The sequence below is a fragment of the Paracoccus sp. pheM1 genome (assembly GCF_018499825.1).
GTDB lineage: Bacteria > Pseudomonadota > Alphaproteobacteria > Rhodobacterales > Rhodobacteraceae > Paracoccus > Paracoccus versutus.
This window is the reverse complement of record NZ_JAGXCX010000001.1, coordinates 625,577-645,246: the sequence shown is the minus strand read 5'-3', so window position 1 is coordinate 645,246 and position 19,670 is coordinate 625,577. Positions and strand designations below refer to the sequence as shown.

The window sequence follows — 19,670 nt, the reverse complement described above, 5'->3', positions numbered from 1 at the left end:
CCTGAATCCAACGCGCCTGCGGCATCGCCGCAGACGCCCCCTCCCTTCATGCCATCGAAACGGAGACATCATCATGAAACTCTCGCCCAGCGACCGTGAATGGTTCGACAAGGTGCTGCGCGCCATCGCCGCCGTCGAGGCCGGGCCTACCGAAGAAGATCTCGCGGATGCGCCGATCCTGTCCGACTGGAAGGCGGCGATTTCGCCCGGCGGGCATGTGATGTTGTGGGGCGAGGTGACCGATCACCCGCTCCTCGGCAATGCAAGCATCCACACCTCGCAGCTGATCGCGATCGATCCCGAGGCCGGCTGGGCCCGGACCGCATCGCGCTGGTATCGGCTCGGCCAATCCATCGACGCCCTCGAGGCGGAACTGGCTGAATCCATGAACGGAAAGGCGAAGCTCGCGGGCTCCTTCCAGTTCGCCCTGCCGGGATTCGCTAACATCAACGATCCGGAGCTGCTTCAGAAGCTTCTGACCGCATATATCGCGCAGGTGCGCGGGATCGACGCGGCGGACCGTTCCGCCTCCGGGGAGGAGGAGTGACATGCACTGGTTCACCGCCGATCCGCATTACAGCCATGACCGGATCATCGGCTTCTGCGACCGTCCGTTCCCGGACGTGGCCGCGATGAATGCCCACCTGCTGGCCGAGTGCCGGGCACGGGTCGGGCCGGATGACGATCTGTGGATTCTGGGAGATTTCACCGCGGGAAGATCAACCGATGCGCAACGGCGTGAGGTGCGCACCATTTATCATGCCCTGCCGGGCCGCAAACACCTGATCCGGGGCAATCATGACCAGGACTGGGTCTGCAACCTGCCCTGGGACAGCGTCGCCGAGACCGCCGACATCGTCGTCGACAAGCGGCGGCTGTTTCTCTGCCACTATCCGATGATCACCTGGCCCGGCGCGCGGCATCAAGGTCTGCAGCTGTTCGGCCATGTCCATCAGAACTGGTCAGGCTCCCGCAACAGCGTCAACGTAGGCGTTGATGTCTGGAACTTCAGACCGGTCACGCTGCCGGAAATCTTGCGCCGCGCTGCCAAACTTCCGGTCAATCCTCTTTGGGACCAGGTCGAACCCGGCCGCGCCTGGCCCACGGTGCTGTGCGCGGGCTGCGGCCGGATCCTCGACCCGTCGCTGGTCTCCGGACATGCCGTGGTGCGCAACAGGCGGATCATCGTCGCGGATACGAACGAGACGATTGTTCTCATGGGGGAGGCCATCCGCAGATGGTTGCCGGAGGGCCGACATATCTGCCCGGAATGCATCGGCGGCTATCTTTCCGTCAGCGAGGTCACGCTGCCGGCCGGATTCAGCTTCGACGAGATGCGGAACCGGGCAGTGCCCAAGGGGAAATAGGATGCCCCAAGACAATTCCACCGACAAAGCCAGCGTCGAGGACCGCCTCCTTGCCAGCATCGAGTTGATCGATGCGGCGCAGGCCTGCGCGCTGTTGCGCATCGAAACGGAGGAACCGGAAGACGTCCTGCAGGCCATGGTCCGCGAGGGCGCCGTCATCACCCTGGTTCAGAACGGCAGGACCATGTTGCCGCGATTCCAGTTCGATGTTGCGAACGGCCGGATTTTCGATGTGGTCGGCGCCATCCTGAAGCTCAGACCGGCTTGCATCAGCAATCTGAGAGTGGCCTACTGGCTGACCCGCGCCCATGTCGATTTCGGCTGCGCGCCGGCGCAACGGTTTGGCCATGATGACGCGGCAGTCGTCGTCGCATTCAGGCGATATATCGAGCCGGTTCGGCATGGTTGACTTTGACGAGGCCGGGAAGCCCCGCATCCCGATGCGCGGGATGATCGATCCGAATGGCCTGCCGGACGCCGACAGGGCCAGGGCCGCGCTGGCGACGATGCGCCGCCGCGCCCAAAGGGGCGATCCCGAGGCCGCCCTTCATATCCTGAACCATATCGTTCCGGACATCCCGCCGGACGAGGAGGCCCGGTCATGAGCAATGATCGAAACCCGCCGGTCTGGACCGGCCCGGTGATCCGCTTCATCGAAGCCAGCCTTCCCATCCTTGATCGCAAGGGCGGGGAATGGGACCATATGTTCACCACCGCTTATCAGTTCGGCTGTGACGCTCTGATCGCCCTCGGCCGGGCGGAGGAGACCGGGCGCGGCGCAAGACCGTTGGCCCGCCGCCGGTTGCCGGAGGTGCTGCCCAGATGGGACGATATCTGCGTCACCGTGCTCAGCCTCGCGAGTCAATGCGGGCTGCTGTCATACAGGCTGCCGGACGGGCGCGAATCCCCCGAGGCCGCCGAGTGGTGGGGTCGGCGCGAGGACGAGATCGTGCCACCGCCGAACATCATGGCCGCGCATGGGCTCGGCCCGGCCTGGGCCGCCCCGGAGGTGCTGCTGGTGCTGCGCGCGCTTGGCCTGGTCGGTTCCGGCCAATGGACCGCAGCCGCAGAGCCGGTGCTGTGGCGCGAGGATCCGCAGGAATGGCGCCTCGACATCGCCGCCGATCCGCGCTTCCGGCTGGCGCTGGATCGGGCCATCGATGAAATGCCTGCGGATATCCGCCGCGAGTTGGACCGGCTGGTGACCATCTCCGAGGCGGACGTGACGGAGGGGCTGATCCGGCGCGAGGCCCATCAGGAGGGGCTGCGCGCGGAACTCGGCGCCGACCTGGTGATCTGCCTGCCACTTACCCGCGAATCGGTGAAACAGGTGCTGGTTTTCGTGCGGAATCGTGAACTGGACTGGCTGTTCTTCTCGAACTGGCGGCTGCCGGATGGCTGGCTCTCGCCGCCCGCGCGGAGGCGGGCGATGGAGATCTTTCACGACAGCCTCGCTATCCGCATGCGCAGGGCCGTCGTCACCCGGCTATACCCGGACCGACCGGAGTTTTCGGAATGAGGTCTGGAGGCCGGTCATACGCGTCGAAGACCATCACATCAGCGCGTAGTTGAGGGCGGAAGCCGCCGCAAAAAGCGGCACCGTCAGCGCTGGATCGGAGAACGGCGGCGGCTGGGACCGACTCTGATCAAAATAGCTGTTTGCCACCATCAGCGGTGTGAGAAATAAAATCGACCGACATGCCGATCATAACAAAATGATGGTCGCAAAACAATTTATCATATCACGGAATCATCAAGCTTAAGAACGTCTCATTTAAGCGCCGCTTTGTCTTTTCGTTTGAGCATGGGATAAATACTGATCATCAGAGGACACCGCCCCATGCGCACCCGGATAGAAAAGCTCAGCGACCAGCTTCACCAGGAACTCGAACGCATCCGTGACTATTGCTCACCCGCGGACAATCAGGGGGCGTTGAGGATCGCCTGGGAGGCGGCGCCGGATGCGGATGTCCGGATAGCCACCGCGATTACAAGGCTTAGCCTGGAGGAAATCCTTTACCTGGTCTGCGATCAGCGGAAGGAGGAGATGTTCATGGAAATGGTCCGGGAATGTGTCGACGATCACATCTGGACGAAAGAAGTATCTGACCGTCTGGGACCGGTCCATGATCTCTCACCCTCATTGTAAACCCTGAAACGCCTCGTTTCATCCGTCGCCAGTCGTTAGCATCCCACGGCAGGGATTGCCGATCGCCACCCGCAAAAGTGCTTCGGGAGCGACCCAATGGAAGGAGAGCACATCCTGCGTGCCCACGATGATGCCACCGCACCCTTTTTATCATGAACCGTCGCTCAACCCCTGACGCCTGACAGCGGTTCATCGAGATTATCATACCCATTCCGCATCATGGAAATTGTGGGTTGATTGCTATAACAAAGATCGCTCGAGTTCCATCCGATGGAGAAAGGCGCCATTTGACCAGCCTGGATCTGGTCAAGCAATCCCCCGCACTGATCCTTGTTATTGAAAATAATGGTGTATCCGGGCCTGGTTTTGGTGACGTTGAAGGATATTCAATTGAACCAGGTGCCGGGGATCACCATCAGCCTCCCTGCCCTACCTCCCTGCTTCCGTAGGACACATAGAACATGCCCTTCCCATCGGTGATGGCGCATCCCCGGAACCGGAAGTTGCCGAGACGGGAGGTGTTTCCGGCAAGCATCCGGCACAGCTGCGGCTCGAGATCGGTCAGCTCGATGCGGTATAGCTCAATGATGTCGCCCGAGCGGAGTCGCATTCCTCGGAAAGCGGAGGCCGGCAGCCCGGACCTGCCGGCGAATACGGATGTTTCCAGCGGGCTGGCCGCGTCCGTATTCAAGATCAGCCAGTTTCTCCTGGCCGTCCCCGCATATTGCGCGGCAACCTCCGCCCGGATCATGCCGATCCTGGTGAGGGCGTCGCGCATCTCGTTGTCGCGGGAGAGCTTCTGAAAATACAGGAGCCCTCCCACGATCAGGCCGAGCCCGATCGCGATGACCAGTGTGATCTCGATCAGCGTGAATCCTTTGGTCCGCCGCTTGAGAACGCCTTTACGCGCTCTGGCCCCCCGCATCCGGATAACCGGTGTCGTCAGTGGTTGCCCTGCTCCATCGCTCATGTCGACCTCTTTGTCGAAGACAGCCCCGAGAATTTTTGCGTCATCGCTTCATGCTGAGGCATGTTATAGTAAATACGCTTGTTGGCTTTCATGTTTCCGCCTCGGAGGAGGGTTTAGTCCTCCGTGATTATATAGAGAGGCGATGGAAATCCCTACCGGCGATCGCGCAGTGCAATCCTGAAAATGTGGATAACCTGCCGCCACGACACATACCCGACACTCTTCCTCTCGACTGTCACCCTCGTCGTAACCGTCTTGTTCTGGCTGGGAGGCGAAGTCCTGACGCCAAGCCGGTCCGGCCTCTGAAGTGCCCATCCGACCAGAGGCTGGATTCCTTCTGATCCGGCGCGCCGCGTCATAAGCCTGACATGAATTCGCTTTACGAGGCGCTGGACAGACCCAAGGGATCGCGCGCTTCTGTGACTGTTTCTCATTCTTCCTCGGCCATTGCGGCCGTCCTATGGCAAGGCGCAGATCCTGCGCGGGATCGACCTTTCGCTGGACGCAGGCCAAACGCTGGCGCTACTGGGGCCGTCGGGTTGTGGCAAGACCACACTTCTGCGGCTGGTGGCCGGGCTTGTGGCCTCCACGGCAGGCGAGGTTGCGATTGACGGTCGCCCGGTCGCCGGGCCGGGCCTGTTCCTGCCCCCGGAAAAGCGCGGCCTTGGCATGGTGTTTCAGGATTACGCATTGTGGCCGCATCTGACGGTGGCGGGCAATGTCGCCTTTCCGCTGGAAATGGCCGGGGTCGCCCAGCCCGACCGCGACCGCCGCACCCTGGCAGCGCTGGAACGTGTGGGGCTGGCGGGCGAGGTCACCGCGATCCATTACCGCGACACCGCCTATTGATTCCGGCGACCGCCTTTACCATCGCGCTGATCGGCGGACAGATCCCCAGCCCGTGGGAGGTGGCGGGCGTGGCGCTGGTAATCGCGGCCCTTCTGCTCAACAGCTTCGGCGGTGTCCGCACGGTTCCTGCCGCGCCGGGTCGTGCCGCCGGCTGAGACCCGTGTCCGGGCTCTGCAATGGATCGCTTCGCCTACGGGGATCCGACCCGCGGGCGAAACGGGCTTACAGGGTGACGGTTTCCCCATCGCCCGGCGTCAGCAGCCGGTCCAGGAAGCCGTTCTCCTGCGCAAAGGCGCGCAGATCGGCGCGGCTGACGGTGCAGTGGTTCACCGCCTCCATATGGCTGGCGATCAAAAGGGCTTCGGAAGCGGCCTGATGGACGGAGAGCACATCCTGCGTTCCCATGATGATGCCGCCGTCGATGCCGGTGATCATGGCATAGCCGGTGTTCAGGATCGCCACGTCCGGCCGATGGGTGTCCAGGGCGGCCGCCACATCGTCCTGCCAGATCGTGTCGCCGGCGAGGTAGATGGTCTTCTGGCCTTCCTGCCTGAACACGACACCGCAGGCCTCGCCGAGAAGATCGCCGATTACCACATAATGCGCCTCGGTTCCGTGGCGGCCGCCGGTCTTGATGAGCTGAACGCCGTTGAAGCTGGAACTGTCCGACAGCACCCGCACATCGGTGAAACCCTGGCCGCGGATGGTTTCCGCATCCGCCTCGTTCTGCGCAAACAGGGGGATCGCTTTCGGCACCAGGTTGCGGGCGGCCTCGTCCCAGTGGTCTTCGTGCAGATGGGTCACGATCACCGCGTCCACGTCGAGGATCTCGTCCATCGTCAGCGGCAGATGCACCAGCGGGTTGCGCTCCTCGCTGTTCACCGATCCTTCAAAGCCCGGCCAGGCATGGCGGTCCGACAGCATCGGATCGACCAGGAAGCGGGTGCCGGCATAGTCGACATGCAGCGTGGCGTTGCGATCTGGGTGGTCCTCGCCCCCGGCCGGGAGGCGCCGGCCTCTTGCGCATGGCCGGCCAGGGCGGTTGCGGCCAAGGCCGCGCCGGACAGGGCGAAAAGCTGCCTGCGTGTGGTCATGATGGAACTCCTTTCCTCGATGCCGGTTCAGCGGGCGATGAACGCGTCGGTGCCGGTGACCTCGCCATAAAGGAAAGCCAGCGCGGCCATATAGGCGGCATGGACCTGTGCGGCGGGGGTGGTTACGCCGTCGAACTCCAGGTCGCGGGTGGCGCAGGCGTCGTGGATGGTGGTGGTCTGATAGCCCAGGTCATTGGCCGCCCGCACCGTCGCATCCACGCACATGTGGCTCATGGCGCCAATCACCACGACCTCCTCGATGCCCTTGTCCTTCAGCATTTCGTCCAGCCCGGTCTCGCGGAACGAGTTCGGGAAATTCTTGGTGACGACCGGTTCATCGCCCTGTGGCAGGACGGCATCGTTGATCTGCGCGCCGTCGCTGCCGGGCACGAAGATCGGCCCGCCGGGCATCTCGTGACGGATGTTCACCACCAGATCGCCCTTGTCGCGGGCATGGGCGACGACGCGGGCGGCGTTGGCGGTGGCGGCCTCGATCCCCACAAGGGGGAAATTGCCCTGCGGCCAGTATTCGTTCTGAAGATCGACGACGAGAATGGCGCGTTTCGACATGTTCTGTCCTTTCGGTGCGGATTGATGCTTGTCCCGGATATGGTCCTCGGCGACAGTTGCGGCCATTGGCGCAACCGACAGAAACAGGGGCGATATGGACAATCCAGAGGCCAGGATCGGAATCCTGCTCTATCCCGGCGCGCAGCTCTCGGCCGTCGTGGGATTGACTGATCTGTTTCGCATTGCGGCCAGGATCTCTCGGGAGGAGCGCCGGTTGCGGGTCTTCCACCTTCGCGTGGAAGACGGCGCATCGGCGCAGGTCGTATTCGACAGCGATCCGCAGGCGCCCGCGCGCAAGGCCGCCCCCTGCGACGTCCTGATCCTGCCGCCCTCGCTGGAGCCGCCGATCAGCGCCGAGGCCGCCGCCCCGCTCGCCCGCTGGCTATGCGACCGCCATGCCGAGGGGGCGATGCTCGCCTCGGTCTGCGCCGGCGCCTTTCTGCTGGGGGAAACCGGGCTTCTGGCCGGGCGCGCCGTGACCACGCATTGGACCTATGCGCAGGCCCTGCAGGACCGTTTTCCCGACGCGCGGGTGGATACGGACCGGCTGATGATCGACGGCGGCGACATCATCTCGGCCGGTGGGCTGATGTCGTGGACGGACCTGGGGCTGATGCTGGTGGCCCGCTTCCTCGGTCCCGTGGTCATGGCGGAAACCGCCCGGATGCTGCTGGTCGATCCGCCGGGGCGCGAGCAGCGCTATTACAGCGGCTTCGTGCCCCGGCTGACCCACGGCGACGCGGCGATACTGAAAGCGCAGCACACCTTGCAGGCCAGCGAGGGCAAGGAGGCCCGCCTTGCCGTCCTGGCCACCGAGGCCGGGCTGGAGCCCCGCACCTTCCTGCGGCGCTTCCAGAAAGCGACCGGGCTGACCGCGACCGATTACGCGCAACGCCTGCGGGTGGCCAAGGCGCAGGAACTGCTGCAATTCGGCCAGCAACCCATCGAGCGCATCGCCTGGGAGGTCGGCTATTCCGACCCCGGCGCCTTTCGCAAGGTCTTCCTGCGCATCGTCGGCCTGCCGCCGGGCGAGTATCGGCAAAGGTTCCACGCCTGAACCGATGCGCTCAGTGGCTATGGCCGATATGGCCGGACGGCGCAGCCGGGATGAGGCCGAAGCTGTAGCGAAGCAGCTCGACGCCGCCGGTATCTGCTATCCGGCCGAACAGAACCCGTATTACTGCAACGGTGCCCCGGGCGGCACGACGGACATCGGAAGATTCCATGACGTCACAAACTCTGCCGGTATCCGGCCTCAAATTGACCGGCTGATCGCGGGACAAGACAAATGGGTCGACTTCGTCGTCACGAAGAGCGGGGTCGAGGGGCCCGGTTTCATCCGGGAGATCGCCGGACAGCCTTGGCAGCTTTATTCGACCTGCCGCGCACATACCTGTTCGGATCAGGCCATCACCGTTCTGGGCCAGATACCTGAGGCAGCAAGATCGGTCCTGATCGACGCCCATCGCCAGTGATCTCCATCGCCGCCCTCGCATAGAGCGAGGGCGGCGATACAGGGGAATCTCGTAAGCTGGAAACCGGGTTGGGTCCGCAAGCCAAACCCGGCCTGCCCCCAGACGGCCCGCATTCCCATAATCGGGCAATTGTCCGGCCTTCCCATAGTCCGGCGTCAGCAGCCGGTCTAGGATAGCCGTTCTCTTACGCAAAGGCGCGCAGGCCGGCAGGGCTGACGGTGCAGTGGTTCTCCGCGAACCGACCGCTCCAGCACCGCGTAGCCACAGGACCATGCAATCCGTTGCGGGCACCCCTACCTTGTGGAAGAAAATACGCTGCCGCCGACCTTTTGGACGCAGGCCAAGGTAATTCCATTTCTGGACGATGAGGGCCGAAAGCTTTGAACGGTCACGCCAGTATGGCTTGTGACAGGAATGGTCTCGTATTCTTACGCCGAAATCGGAGGATCACGGCTTATCCCAGTCCCCCAAGGTTGAGATACTTTATCTCCAGATAATCCTCGATCCCATATTTTGACCCTTCCCGCCCGAGGCCTGACGCCTTGACGCCTCCGAACGGCGCCACTTCGTTCGAGATGGCGCCGGAATTTATTCCGACCATGCCGTATTCCAAGGCTTCGGAAACGCGGAAGATGCGCGCCAGATCGCGCGTGTAGAAATAGGCCGCCAGCCCGAATTCCGTATCGTTGGCGCAGGTCACGACCTCGGCTTCGTCACGGAACCGGAACAACGGGGCGAGCGGGCCGAAAGTCTCCTCGCGTGCAACGACGGCATCGCGCGGCACGTTGGTCAGGATGGTCGGCTCAAAGAAGGTGCCGCCAAGCGCGTGCGGCTGTCCCCCGGTCAGAACCGAGGCACCGCGCGACACGGCATCGTCTATATGCGAGCGTATCTTGGCCAGTGCGGCGGCGTCGATCAGCGGGCCCATGGTGACACCCTCCTCCAAGCCGTTTCCGACGCGGAATGTCTTGACGGCCTCGGCCAGCCTTTCGGCGAAGGCATCGTAAATACCGTCCTGCACATAGATGCGATTGGCGCAGACGCAGGTTTGCCCGTTGTTCCGGTATTTCGAGATCATCGCCCCGGCCACTGCGGCATCCAGATCGGCATCGTCAAAGACGATGAACGGCGCGTTGCCGCCCAGTTCCAGCGACAGCTTTTTCACGTCATGCGCACATTGCGCCATCAGCATCCGGCCGACGCCGGTCGAGCCTGTGAAGGACAGCTTGCGCACGATCGGGTTGCTGGTCAATTCGCCCCCGATGGCGACCGCATCGCCTGTCACCACGTTGAAAACGCCCGCAGGGATTCCCGCCTGATGCGCCAGTTCCGCCAGCGCCAGCGCCGAGAACGGTGTCTGCGGCGCGGGTTTCAGGACCATCGTGCAGCCTGCGGCTAATGCCGGCGCCGCCTTGCGCGTCACCATGGCCGATGGGAAATTCCAGGGCGTGATCGCCGCCGTGACGCCGATGGGTTGCTTCAGCACCAGGATGCGCTTGTCGGCCTGTGGCGAAGGGATGATATCGCCATAAGTCCGCTTGGCCTCTTCAGCGAACCATTCGATGAAGGAGGCGGCATACTGGATTTCGCCCCGCGCCTCTGCCAGCGGCTTGCCCTGCTCGGCCACCATCAGCAGCGCCAGATCTTCCTGATGTGCCAGCACCAGTTCGAACCAGCGCCGCAGAAATGCCGCACGATCCTTTGCCGTCAGCGCACGCCACGCAGACAAGGCGCGCTCTGCCGCGGCAATCGCGGCGCGGGTTTCATCGGCGCCGAGCACGGGGACCCGGCCCACCACCTCATCTGTCGCCGGGTTGCGGATCAGGTCCGTCCGGCCATCGGGAGCGTCAACCCATTGGCCATCGACATAGGCTTTCTGGCGAAGAAGCAAGGGGTGAGTCATCGGTTCAATCCTTATCATGCTGCGATCGGGCGCCCGGCCCGTGGCCCTCACCATCGGAGGGGTCGGGCAGCCCGAGGATGTCGGCCGCCTGCAGCGCCAGCCACAGCGCGGCCACGTCCGCCGTGCTGCTGAGCGAGCGCCCGGTCAGTTCCTCGACCCGGCGGATGCGATAGGTCAGGCTGGTCTTGTGGATATGCAGAACGTTCGCTGCCGCCTGCCAAGAACGGTTATGTTCCAGAAACACACGCAATGTATGCAGCAAGCGGGCGTTCGATTGCTCATCATGGGCTGCGACCGGCCCCAGAATACGGCGAAAGGTATCCCGTGCCTCTTCGATGGACTGGGGCAGCCAGGGCAGGCGGTCGGCGATCTGCGCATGATGGACGACCAGTCGCTCGGGTGTGCCGTGGGCAGACGCCAGGCGCGCCTCGCGCAGAGCCTCGGTCATGCGGTCCGCGCTGTCGACAGAATCGCTGAGCCCCAGCGGCACGCCAAGGATGGCCTGCACGGCCCCCGCATCCTCGGACGAGAGCAGAACCAGAACCTCCTGCCCGCGTGGCAACAGCAGAAGGGGCGTTTCCAGCCGCTCGAACCGCCGCGCCCATTCCGTCAGCGGCAGCGGGTCGGCGCGTGCGACGCCCAGGATCGCCGCGTCCAGCGACAGGCCGCAGGCGTTCAGACGCCGGGTCAGCGTTCCGGCCTTGACCTTTTGGCCCACGATCTCCTTCAGCAATTCGGCGTTCTGGCGAAAGCTCCGCTCGTGTTCGACATGGCGATGTTCCAGCGCGATCCCCAAAACCGAAGCCAGATGGCTCATCAGGCTGTAGTCGAGCAAGTCGCCGTCCGAGCGCCTTGCCAGAAGGACGTGATCCTTCCGGGATGGAATCGAGATCGCCAGCACTTCTCCCTCGTCCAGGGGAAAGCGGCGGATGGCGGCCTGCGCCGTGCCGCGCTCAAGGGGTTTGTTCAGTATTTGGCGCAGGCCCGCAGGCAGTTCAGCACCCCGCGGCAGCCACAGCGCCGCCGCCTGACCGTCCCACAGCATCAGGTCCGCCTGAACATCCTGCGCCAGCCGGCCCAGAAGCGCAGCCAGATCATGGCCTTCTATCGCCATGCGGGCACTGACGTGCAGACGCGCAAATGCCGCCCGGCGGTCGTTTTCGCGCGACCGCCAGGCGTCGGCGACCGCTCGGGTCACGCTGGCGAAGGGGACGCCATATTCGGTCAGCAGCACCGGAAAGCCCAAACGGTCGGCGCTTGCCTGCAGCGCGGTCATATCCTTGGGACCCCGCATGTTTTCACCGATCATCATTCCCGCAAGGCCCGCATCGGACAGCCGCTGAACATAGGCGGCCTGACCGGCCCGGCCTTTCGGCACGCCCATGCCGGTCGTCATCAGCAGGTCGCCCTTGCCCAGCCATTCGGTCGGATCCGCCAATTCGCAGACATGCGCCCATTGCACCTGCCGTTCCTGGCCGGTCTCGCCACCGATAAAACGTGTGCGCAGTTCCGGCATGTTGACGATATCCACGATGCGAAGCGACATGATTGAGACCCGATTGCTGTGGCTGATCCTGAACGCAGTCTATCGCCATCTGCACGACAAGGCAGACCGGATATCAGCCGATAATCAGATAGGCCTTGCGGACGGTTTCGCGGATGTCCCATTCGCCTTGCGTGTCGGGCGCGAACCAGATCGAGTCTCCGGCGCGGAAATCGACCGGCTCGCCGCCATCGGGGATGAAACTGCCGCTGCCCGCGATGAAATAGCTGTATTCGGCCTGCGGCACCTGACGTCGGAACCGGCCGGGCGAACATTCCCATATCCCGGCATTGCCCGAAGGCGTCGCGGTATTGCCGGCTGTCCGCGTCACCGCGATCTGCGGGCCGGTCGGCGCGCCGACGGGAGTGGGAGTCGTGAAATCGGCATCCGTCGCGCGGATCAGGATCGGGTTCATGGTCATGCTCCTTCAGCTCTTGTCCTCAAGGCCCGCCGGCGCGAGGCTGGCCAATAGTCTGTCCCACGACCGTGGTTTGCGGCCCTGCATCTCGGCGATTTCCTTTCGCCGCACGGCGTTGCGCACCATGCTGCCCCCGACATAGCGGAACGGTTCGGGCGGAAATGTCTTTGCCCTGCGCCCGATAAGGGAACTGCGCGACCATTCGTCATCGCGGCGCAGGGCCATGCTGGCCAGGATGTATCCGCCCAGACGGCTGGGGGCGACACCATTGCCGCTCCATCCGATGCCATAGGAGATGTTTGGCTGGTCGCGCAGGTGGCCAAAGACCGGCACACTGTCGAAGGTCCGGTCGATCGGGCCGGACCAGGCGCCATCGAGGCAGGTCCGGTCCAGCATCGGGAAGGTGGTGAACAGATCGTCGCGGGTCTGCGCGGCTGTGGCGGCATCTTCGCTGAACATCGCGCCGATGGCGCCGCCAAAGCTCATGGCGCCCGTGCCCTTGCCGAAGGCGATCCGGCCGTCGCGGGTGGTGCGGTAGTAATCCACCATCAGTTGGGAATCGGTGATCGATTCCCCGCCGGTCCAGCCGATTTCCCTGAGCGTGTCGCCCAAGGGGCGCGTGATGACGACGGAACTGTTCACCGGCACGATCAGCCGCGCCAGTTCGGGGATCGCCGCCGACCAGGCGTTGGTGGCCAGCACGACCCGGTCCGCAGACAGCGTGCCCCCATCGGTGATCAGGCGCACGGGCGCACCGGGTTCGATCCGGTGGATGGGGCTGTTTTCGAAGATGGTCACGCCAGCATCCAGCGCCACGCGGCACATCCCCTGCACCAGGGCATAGGGCTGGACGGTGGCATTCGAGGCCTCGAACACGCCGGCCAAATGGGTGGGTGAACCGGTGCGGCGGCGAACCTCGTCCCCCGAGAGGCGCTGGAAAGGCTCTGCGCCAAGTGCCGCACAGACGGCCAGCGTGCCATCCCAGGTATCGACATGCGCCGGACTGGTCGCTGTCCAGAGCCAGCCGTTTTGCGTGAAATGCGCGTCGATATCGTGGCGCGCGCAGAATTCGCCCAGATCAAGGATGGCCTTTTCGGATTGCTGGCCCAGAAACCGCGCCTCGTCATCGCCGCACAGCGCGCGCAGGGTTCCGATCTTGGGCCACCAGGACATGGCAAAGCCACCATTGCGCCCCGAAGCACCGCTGCCGCATAAATGCTGTTCGACGATGGCGACGCGGCAATCGGGTTCAAGCTCACGAATCGTCAGGGCCGTCCACAGCCCGACAAATCCGCCGCCGATGATCGCGACATCAGCGTGATGTTCGCCTAGCAGCGTCGGGCACGGAGCCGAGGCCGGCACGGACGTCTGCCAATGGCTCGGCTTAAGAGGCGGGGAGACACGGAACTTCATGGGTCAATCCTTGTCAGACCGATGCGGCCCGATGATGCGGGCGGTCGGAACAAGGCGGCTCGCCGCCTTGTTCTTGTTGCATGGTTGTGCGGATCAGCCGCGCAGGCTGCTGGTGGCCGCCTGATCGACGATCATCGTCGCCGGGTCGATCACGACGCCATAGATGTCGCGCGCTGCGTCGATGCTGATGTATTCGTCCAGCACGTCCTCGACCACATCCTCGACAGCGCGGGCCTTGGGATTGCCCCAACCGCCGCCCCCGGTGCTTTCGAACATGAAGGTCTCCTCGGGGCCGAACTTGTGCGAGGCCAGCAGCGGGTTGTGCCAGTTGCCATCATCGTCGATGCCGCCGATCACCCGGCGCGCACCATCGGCGCCGATATGGATCGACCGCTGGACCGCGCTTTCCTGCCCACCGGCCACGCCGGGGCTGCCGGCCCGCGTCCGCGAGGTCTCCATGCCCAGTTCGCCACCGCCGAAGAAGCGGACCTTGAACACCGAGCCGAGGCCGCCGCGATATTTCCCGGCACCGGCCGAATCCTTGCGCAGCTCGAACGCCTCATAGGCAATGGGGAAGAACAGCTCGGCCGTCTCGGCCGCCATGTTCATGCAGTTCCCCAAGGGATCCATGGTCACGTTCATGCCGTCCGAATATGGCGTTCCGCCCCAGCCGCCCGCCGGGAGGTCCGAGAACACGTCGGTCTTGCCGTCCTTGTCCACGCAGCTTGCCACGAACCAGTTGGCATCGGCGCAGGTCGAGCCGGTCACCCGTTCGGGGATCGCCTTGGCCAGCGCCTGCCAGATCGCCGAGGTGATCTTGGATGCTGTCAGCGTGGTGCAGCCGATCGTCGGCGCGGGCCAGGTGGCGTTCAGCCAGCAACCCTCGGGCAGGATCACTTCGATCGGGTTGAACAGACCCTGGTTCTGCGGGGCCTCGGGCGCCAGGAAGAACTGCAACGAATACAGCGCCGCCGACATCGTATTGGCCTTGGGCGAGTTGATCGCGCCCTGGCACATCGGATCGGTGCCGGTGAAGTCCACCGTGATCTGGTCGTCCTTGACGGTCAGCGCGACCTTGACCCGCACTTTCTCATGCGTGATCCCGTCGGTATCGGCATAATCCTCGGCCTCGTAGACACCGTCGGGAATGCCGCGGATGCTTTCGCGCACCATCTTTTCGGTATAGGCTTGGATCTTCTTCATCGCGGCGCGGACCGTATCGACGCCGTAGCGTTCGCAGGCGCGCTGCATTTCCTGTTCCGCGGCCAGCAGCGCGCCCAGATGCGCCTGCGTGTCGCCCTTGATGAAATGCGGCGTGCGGGTGTTGTTGAGGATGATCGCCATCAGATCCTCGTTCAGCTTGCCCCCGCTGAAGATCTTCAGCGGCGGAAGGCGCAGGCCCTCGGCGGCGATATGGGTGCTGAAGGCCTGACCGCCGGCGCCGCCGCCGCCCAGATCCATCCAGTGCCCGCGGCTGACCGCATAGCCGATCAGTTCCTTTTTGTAATAGATCGGCTTAGTGAAGGTGATGTCGTTGATATGCGTCCCGCCCCGATAGGGGTCGTTCAGCACCAGCACGTCGCCTTCGCGGATGTTCGCGGCGCCGATGCCCTTCACGGCTTCCTCGGCCGAGAATTTCATTGCGGCAAGGTGGACCGGGCAGTTCGCCGCCTGGCTCAGCAGGTGCAGATCCGCGTCATAGATGGCGTTGGAAAAATCCAGCATGTCCGCGAGGATCGGCGAGAACGACGACCTTTGCATCACCGTCGCCATCCGGTCGGAAGCGAATTCGAAGATGCTGCGCATCACCTCGAAGGTGATCGGGTCGATGTCGATTTCGGTCTTGTTATGATCCATTGGCCTCCCCTCCTCAGATCTCGATGTCGATGATCAGCGCGCCCATCGCGTTCACATGGGCGAGCGTGCGCGGCGGCAGCACGGTGCAGGCGTGGTCGTATTCGACGATCGCCGGTCCGCTGATGCGATGATGCGTCGTCAGGGCTTCGCCGTCATAGACCTCGCAGTCATGCCATTCGCCGTCAAAATAGACCGTGCGACGGCCTTTCAGGGCAACGCTGTCATCGGTCGAATAGTGCAGCTCGACCGGGGGCGGATCATCCATCCCGCCGATTGCGGTTACGCTGAAGGACACGAAGGCGGGCGCGAAATCGTCCGAGCTGACGCCAAATTCCTGCAGGTGGACGCCGTGGAACGCGTCCTCGATGCCCGGCAGATGCTCGGCGGTCAGCCGGCCGTTCGGCAGCGGCGTATCCACCTCGTAGGACTGTCCGACATAGCGCATCTGCGCGCTGCGGCTGATCTGTATCTCGGCCTCGTTGCTGAAGCCCTGCGCCATCAGTTCCTTCTTCGCCCGGGCCTCAAGGTCGTCCAGGATCGCATTCACGCGGTCCAGGTCGGCCTCTTTCACCGGCGAGTAATAGAACTGTTCTATGTCCTGCCGCAGATCCATGACCGTGGCGCCAAAGGCCGAGGCGACGCCGGCATGGGGCGGCACGATGACCTTGGGAATGTTCATCGACCGGGCCACGAAACAGGCCGCCAGCGCGCCGGCGCCGCCGAAGCTGGCATAGACGAAGTCGCGCGGGTCGCGGCCGCGGGCGATCAGCACCTTCTTCACCGCCTGCGCCATGTATTCGCAGCCGATGCGGATCATGCCTTCGGCGGTTTCCAGCATCGGCAGGCCGATCTGATCGGCCAGCTTCTGCATGGCGGCCTTGGCGCCTTCGAGGTCCAGGTCCAGCTTGCCGTTCAGGGTCGGGTCAAGCCGGCCGAGGATCAGGTTGGCGTCGGTGATCGTCGGCTGCATGCCGCCGCGGCGATAGCAGACCGGACCGGGTTCGGAACCGGCGCTCTTCGGGCCGACACGAAGGCTGCCGCCGGCATCGACCCAGCCGATGGAGCCGCCGCCCGAACCGACGCTGTGGATGTCCAGCATCGGCACCACGATCGGGACTTCCCATTCCAACTCGTGATCGCGGGTGATCAGACCCTTGCCGTCTTCCACGATGGAAACGTCGAAACTGGTGCCGCCGACATCGGTGTGCAGGATGCGGTGGAATCCGCTCTGCTCGGTCAGATAGCTGCCATAGGCCACGCCGCCGGCCGGGCCGGATTCCAGCATGTCCTCGGGGTGGTTCCGCGCGGCTTCCGCCGACATGACCCCGCCGCTGCTTTTCAGGATCAGCAGCTTTCCGGTGAACCCGCTGGCCGCAAGGCGGTTTTCCAGGTCATCCATGTATTTGACCATGACCGGCATGCAGGCTGCACGCACTGCGGTCGTCACGAAGCGGCCGTGTTCCCGGAAGATCGGGCGCGTTTCCGACGACAGGACGATATGCACGTCGGGGCATTCCTGGCGCAGGATGTCGCGCATCTGCGCCTCGTGCGCGCCGCTGGCGTAAGAGTTGATGAAACCGATGGCGACCGACTGGATGCCGGCGTCGCGGATCTTGCGTGCCACATCGCGCGCGGCGTTCACATCCAGCGGGCGTTCGGTCTGGCCGTGAACATTGGTGCGCTCGGGCACGGTATAGCGGTAGCGACGCTTGATGACCGGCTTCGGCTTGGTCTGGTAGGGATCATAAAGATTCTGGCGGTGCTGACGCCCGATCTCGATTGTATCACGGAAACCCTCGGTGGTAATGAGGGCCGCGTCCGGGTAGCTGCGTTCGATCAGCGCATTCGTCGCCGTTGTCGTGCCGTGCATCAGATACGAGATATCCGAAATCTCGATCCCGGCCTTCTCGATGGACTCAAGAACGGCGATGGACCGATCCTGTTTCGTCGTAAGAACCTTGGCGGTAACTTGCTTGCCGGTGTTTTCCTCCCAGGCAAACAGGTCTGTGAACGTGCCGCCCACGTCGATCCCGACCCTCCACATTGCGTCTCCTCCTTCACTCGTGGATATCTGATTGTGGCATTCCTGCAGATGCGGATGGCAGCAAGCAATCAGTCGAAAGCAGGATTCTTGTGATAGAGTTTGTGTGATCGACTTATGAAATGTGCGCTCGAACGCTGGCTTCGGTTGAAACCAGTCTCCCATCATGCCCGTCGAAGCCGCAGACAAAGGCGACGACTTTGACCCGTGACCTTACTCATGATCGCGGTTCGATGAATGAGTGGCCGCTCTTGCGTCTTTTCTGCGGTTGCAGTGATCCGTCACAGCTGGCGACTTGTCCGCCCATCACGACCACTGCGCCGCATCTGGGAACGGTGTTGTTGCAAAAATGCGCTCTGAGGGGTGCGTTGCCCTTTCCTCTGCAGGGTTATCGTAGGCGCCATCTGCGGTCACGGTGCCGATGTCTTCGTCTTCAGGGATCTGGACCTTCAGGGCCTTCTGCCTGCGGCACAGCATGGAATAGTCCCGAACAGGTCAGTCCAGCCCAGCCAGCCGAAATAGGCTGACGACCACCCCCGCAGCAAGGATCGCCGCACACAACAATGTGGCCTAGACAATGGATGGCAGCGACACCACGGAGTTCGAAAACGGCGTAATGCGCACCCGCCGCAGGCTGACCGCAGACGGGGTTCGACATACCGCCTATGTCGATGCCGTTCCCGGCTATCGGGGCGTGCATGTCACCTATTTCGACGGCTCCGGCTCGACCGCATTCGCACTTGCAGACAATGCGGCCGCGCCTGGCACCGCCTCGGTCGAGGATCTGTTAATCTTCACCAAATCACAGCGCAAATCATTGGATAAAGCGGAGATTAAGATCCCACATAAACCCATATGAGCCACCAAGGAGGAGCGGTGTCCCGTCGAGCTGGCAAACGAGCAGAACGCAGCCGTCAAATCCTTTGGGAATCCCCATAACGTCTCCCGAAAGCCGTCCGGCAGGAAAGGCGCGGTTCTTCCGAATTCGCTTCACCGGCCAAAGCGGCGGCTCTGGCCAACTGCCGGGGCAATACGCAAAATAGCGTATCGCCCGCGGCGCTGCATTCGGTGAGCTTCCTTCTGACAAGAGATCGAGCTTGAGGGGAGGAAGACCATGCCGCGTGAGGCAACTATATCGGCGTGCCAGTATCTGGTGCGCGAAATCAACAGCTTCGAAGACATGGCGGCGCGGGTGCGCGCGCTTCTCGACAAGGCCGAGGGCTCGGACATCGCGATCTTCCCCGAGCTTTTCACCATCGAACTGTTCACCACCTTGCCGAACTGGCGCGAACGCCCTATCGCCGAGCTGGTGAAGATCGCCGAGCATACCGAAGCCTATCGCGATCTTTTCCGGTCCGAGGCAAAGCGGCGCGGCCTGTTCATCGCCGCCGGCTCGCATCTCGAGGAAGTCTCGCCGGGCCGGTATGAGAACATCGCCCATCTGTTCGGCCCGGATGGCGAGCATTTTATGCATACGAAGACCCATATCTTCCCGGCCGAGGCGGCCTGGTCCACCTCGGAGGGCGACAAGATGGAAGCCTTCCAGCTGCCTTTCGCCAAGGTCGGCTTCAATGTCTGCTACGAGACCGAAATCCCGGAATGCTCGGCCGCGCTGGCCGAGCAGGGGGTCGAACTGATCCTGACACCTTCGGCGACCTTCACCGAACAGGGTTTCTGGCGCGTGCGCCACTGCGCACAGGCCCGCTGCATCGAGAACCAGGTCTATCTGGTGCATTGCTGCCTGGGCGGCCAGCCCGGCGCGCCGCTGCCGAACGGCTGGGCGCGCAGCTCGGTCCTTGGACCCTGCGACATGGCCTGGGCCAACCCCGCCGGGATCATTGCCGAGGCCGAAGCCAATGTCGAGATGACCGTGACCGGCACGGTGAACCTCGACCTGCTGCACGAGAACCGCGCAAGCGGCGCGGCCCCGACCTTTCGGGATCGTCGCCGCCAGGCCGGGCTCTATCGCAGCTGGCCGTCGCATCTGTGAACGCCGCCAACCAAACCGCAGTTCGTCTCAA

General features: G+C 63.6%; 21 protein-coding genes and 1 pseudogene. 12 read left to right on the top strand and 10 right to left on the bottom strand.

What is annotated here, in order from left to right; all coding sequences use genetic code 11:
* The first annotated feature begins 73 nt into the window (after positions 1 to 73).
* The 6 genes from KF941_RS03220 (at position 74) to KF941_RS03195 (ending at position 3,516) form a co-directional block, all read left to right on the top strand.
* Entirely contained in the window at positions 74 to 547 is a 474-nt protein-coding gene (locus KF941_RS03220) for a DUF6634 family protein (protein ID WP_214272524.1), read from the top strand.
* Between the two features lies 1 nt (position 548).
* Positions 549 to 1,367 carry a metallophosphoesterase gene (locus tag KF941_RS03215; protein WP_116222281.1) on the top strand — a complete coding sequence of 273 codons (819 nt, stop codon included), beginning with the start codon at positions 549 to 551 and terminating at the stop codon, positions 1,365 to 1,367.
* 1 nt (position 1,368) lies between these two features.
* On the top strand, positions 1,369 to 1,776 hold the full coding sequence (locus KF941_RS03210; RefSeq protein ID WP_116222280.1) for a hypothetical protein: 408 nt from the start codon (positions 1,369 to 1,371) through the stop codon (positions 1,774 to 1,776).
* Positions 1,769 to 1,972, top strand: coding sequence for a hypothetical protein (locus tag KF941_RS03205; RefSeq protein ID WP_116222279.1), 204 nt, complete (start codon positions 1,769 to 1,771; stop codon positions 1,970 to 1,972). Before KF941_RS03210 ends, KF941_RS03205 begins: the two co-directional genes overlap by 8 nt.
* Complete coding sequence (locus tag KF941_RS03200) at positions 1,969 to 2,886, top strand: hypothetical protein (protein ID WP_116222278.1); 918 nt, start codon at positions 1,969 to 1,971, stop codon at positions 2,884 to 2,886. Before KF941_RS03205 ends, KF941_RS03200 begins: the two co-directional genes overlap by 4 nt.
* Positions 2,887 to 3,207: 321 nt before the next feature.
* Positions 3,208 to 3,516 (top strand): hypothetical protein, encoded by a 309-nt coding sequence (locus tag KF941_RS03195; RefSeq protein ID WP_116222277.1) that lies wholly within the window; start codon positions 3,208 to 3,210, stop codon positions 3,514 to 3,516.
* 415 nt (positions 3,517 to 3,931) lie between these two features.
* On the opposite strand, the gene KF941_RS03190 is transcribed toward KF941_RS03195, so the two are convergent.
* Positions 3,932 to 4,486 (bottom strand): prepilin-type N-terminal cleavage/methylation domain-containing protein, encoded by a 555-nt coding sequence (locus KF941_RS03190; protein ID WP_116222276.1) that lies wholly within the window; start codon positions 4,484 to 4,486, stop codon positions 3,932 to 3,934.
* Between the two features lie 447 nt (positions 4,487 to 4,933).
* On the opposite strand from KF941_RS03190, the gene KF941_RS03185 reads away from it, so the two are divergent.
* Positions 4,934 to 5,335, top strand: coding sequence for an ATP-binding cassette domain-containing protein (locus KF941_RS03185; RefSeq protein WP_240540203.1), 402 nt, complete (start codon positions 4,934 to 4,936; stop codon positions 5,333 to 5,335).
* Complete coding sequence (locus KF941_RS03180) at positions 5,332 to 5,490, top strand: hypothetical protein (protein WP_166435546.1); 159 nt, start codon at positions 5,332 to 5,334, stop codon at positions 5,488 to 5,490. Before KF941_RS03185 ends, KF941_RS03180 begins: the two co-directional genes overlap by 4 nt.
* Positions 5,491 to 5,557: 67 nt before the next feature.
* Here KF941_RS03180 and KF941_RS03175 read toward each other — a convergent pair whose 3' ends face one another.
* Positions 5,558 to 6,301: an MBL fold metallo-hydrolase gene (locus tag KF941_RS03175; protein ID WP_116222274.1), complete on the bottom strand. Its 744-nt coding sequence runs from the start codon at positions 6,299 to 6,301 to the stop codon at positions 5,558 to 5,560.
* Positions 6,302 to 6,456: 155 nt separating this feature from the next.
* The gene (locus tag KF941_RS03170) at positions 6,457 to 6,999 is read right to left on the bottom strand and encodes a cysteine hydrolase family protein (RefSeq protein ID WP_116222460.1); all 543 of its coding nucleotides are present in this window, start codon (positions 6,997 to 6,999) and stop codon (positions 6,457 to 6,459) included.
* A 94-nt stretch (positions 7,000 to 7,093) separates the two neighbouring features.
* Here KF941_RS03170 and KF941_RS03165 point away from each other — a divergent pair, with 94 nt between their 5' ends.
* Both KF941_RS03165 and KF941_RS03160 read left to right on the top strand, forming a co-directional pair.
* Complete coding sequence (locus tag KF941_RS03165; RefSeq protein ID WP_116222273.1) at positions 7,094 to 8,056, top strand: GlxA family transcriptional regulator; 963 nt, start codon at positions 7,094 to 7,096, stop codon at positions 8,054 to 8,056.
* 19 nt (positions 8,057 to 8,075) lie between these two features.
* Positions 8,076 to 8,474 (top strand): Ivy family c-type lysozyme inhibitor, encoded by a 399-nt coding sequence (locus tag KF941_RS03160; protein ID WP_116222272.1) that lies wholly within the window; start codon positions 8,076 to 8,078, stop codon positions 8,472 to 8,474.
* A gap of 454 nt (positions 8,475 to 8,928) precedes the next feature.
* On the opposite strand, the gene gabD is transcribed toward KF941_RS03160, so the two are convergent.
* From gabD to KF941_RS03125, 7 genes and pseudogenes are all read right to left on the bottom strand, one after another.
* Positions 8,929 to 10,377: an NADP-dependent succinate-semialdehyde dehydrogenase gene (gene gabD, locus KF941_RS03155; RefSeq protein WP_116222271.1), complete on the bottom strand. Its 1,449-nt coding sequence runs from the start codon at positions 10,375 to 10,377 to the stop codon at positions 8,929 to 8,931.
* A 4-nt stretch (positions 10,378 to 10,381) separates the two neighbouring features.
* Positions 10,382 to 11,923: a PucR family transcriptional regulator gene (locus KF941_RS03150; RefSeq protein WP_116222270.1), complete on the bottom strand. Its 1,542-nt coding sequence runs from the start codon at positions 11,921 to 11,923 to the stop codon at positions 10,382 to 10,384.
* 73 nt (positions 11,924 to 11,996) lie between these two features.
* Positions 11,997 to 12,335 (bottom strand): cupin domain-containing protein, encoded by a 339-nt coding sequence (locus KF941_RS03145; protein ID WP_116222459.1) that lies wholly within the window; start codon positions 12,333 to 12,335, stop codon positions 11,997 to 11,999.
* A 12-nt stretch (positions 12,336 to 12,347) separates the two neighbouring features.
* Entirely contained in the window at positions 12,348 to 13,751 is a 1,404-nt protein-coding gene (locus KF941_RS03140; RefSeq protein WP_214272523.1) for an FAD-binding oxidoreductase, read from the bottom strand.
* 93 nt (positions 13,752 to 13,844) lie between these two features.
* The gene (locus KF941_RS03135) at positions 13,845 to 15,608 is read right to left on the bottom strand and encodes a hydantoinase B/oxoprolinase family protein (RefSeq protein WP_140848491.1); all 1,764 of its coding nucleotides are present in this window, start codon (positions 15,606 to 15,608) and stop codon (positions 13,845 to 13,847) included.
* A 13-nt stretch (positions 15,609 to 15,621) separates the two neighbouring features.
* Positions 15,622 to 17,652 carry a hydantoinase/oxoprolinase family protein gene (locus KF941_RS03130; protein WP_214272522.1) on the bottom strand — a complete coding sequence of 677 codons (2,031 nt, stop codon included), beginning with the start codon at positions 17,650 to 17,652 and terminating at the stop codon, positions 15,622 to 15,624.
* 432 nt (positions 17,653 to 18,084) lie between these two features.
* Positions 18,085 to 18,189: pseudogene (locus tag KF941_RS03125) on the bottom strand (transposase); the annotation flags it as partial.
* A 37-nt stretch (positions 18,190 to 18,226) separates the two neighbouring features.
* Here KF941_RS03125 and KF941_RS03120 point away from each other — a divergent pair.
* Complete coding sequence (locus KF941_RS03120) at positions 18,227 to 18,508, top strand: hypothetical protein (protein ID WP_140848494.1); 282 nt, start codon at positions 18,227 to 18,229, stop codon at positions 18,506 to 18,508.
* 255 nt (positions 18,509 to 18,763) lie between these two features.
* On the top strand, positions 18,764 to 19,639 hold the full coding sequence (locus KF941_RS03115) for a carbon-nitrogen hydrolase family protein (RefSeq protein ID WP_140848495.1): 876 nt from the start codon (positions 18,764 to 18,766) through the stop codon (positions 19,637 to 19,639).
* Positions 19,640 to 19,670: the final 31 nt, after the last annotated feature.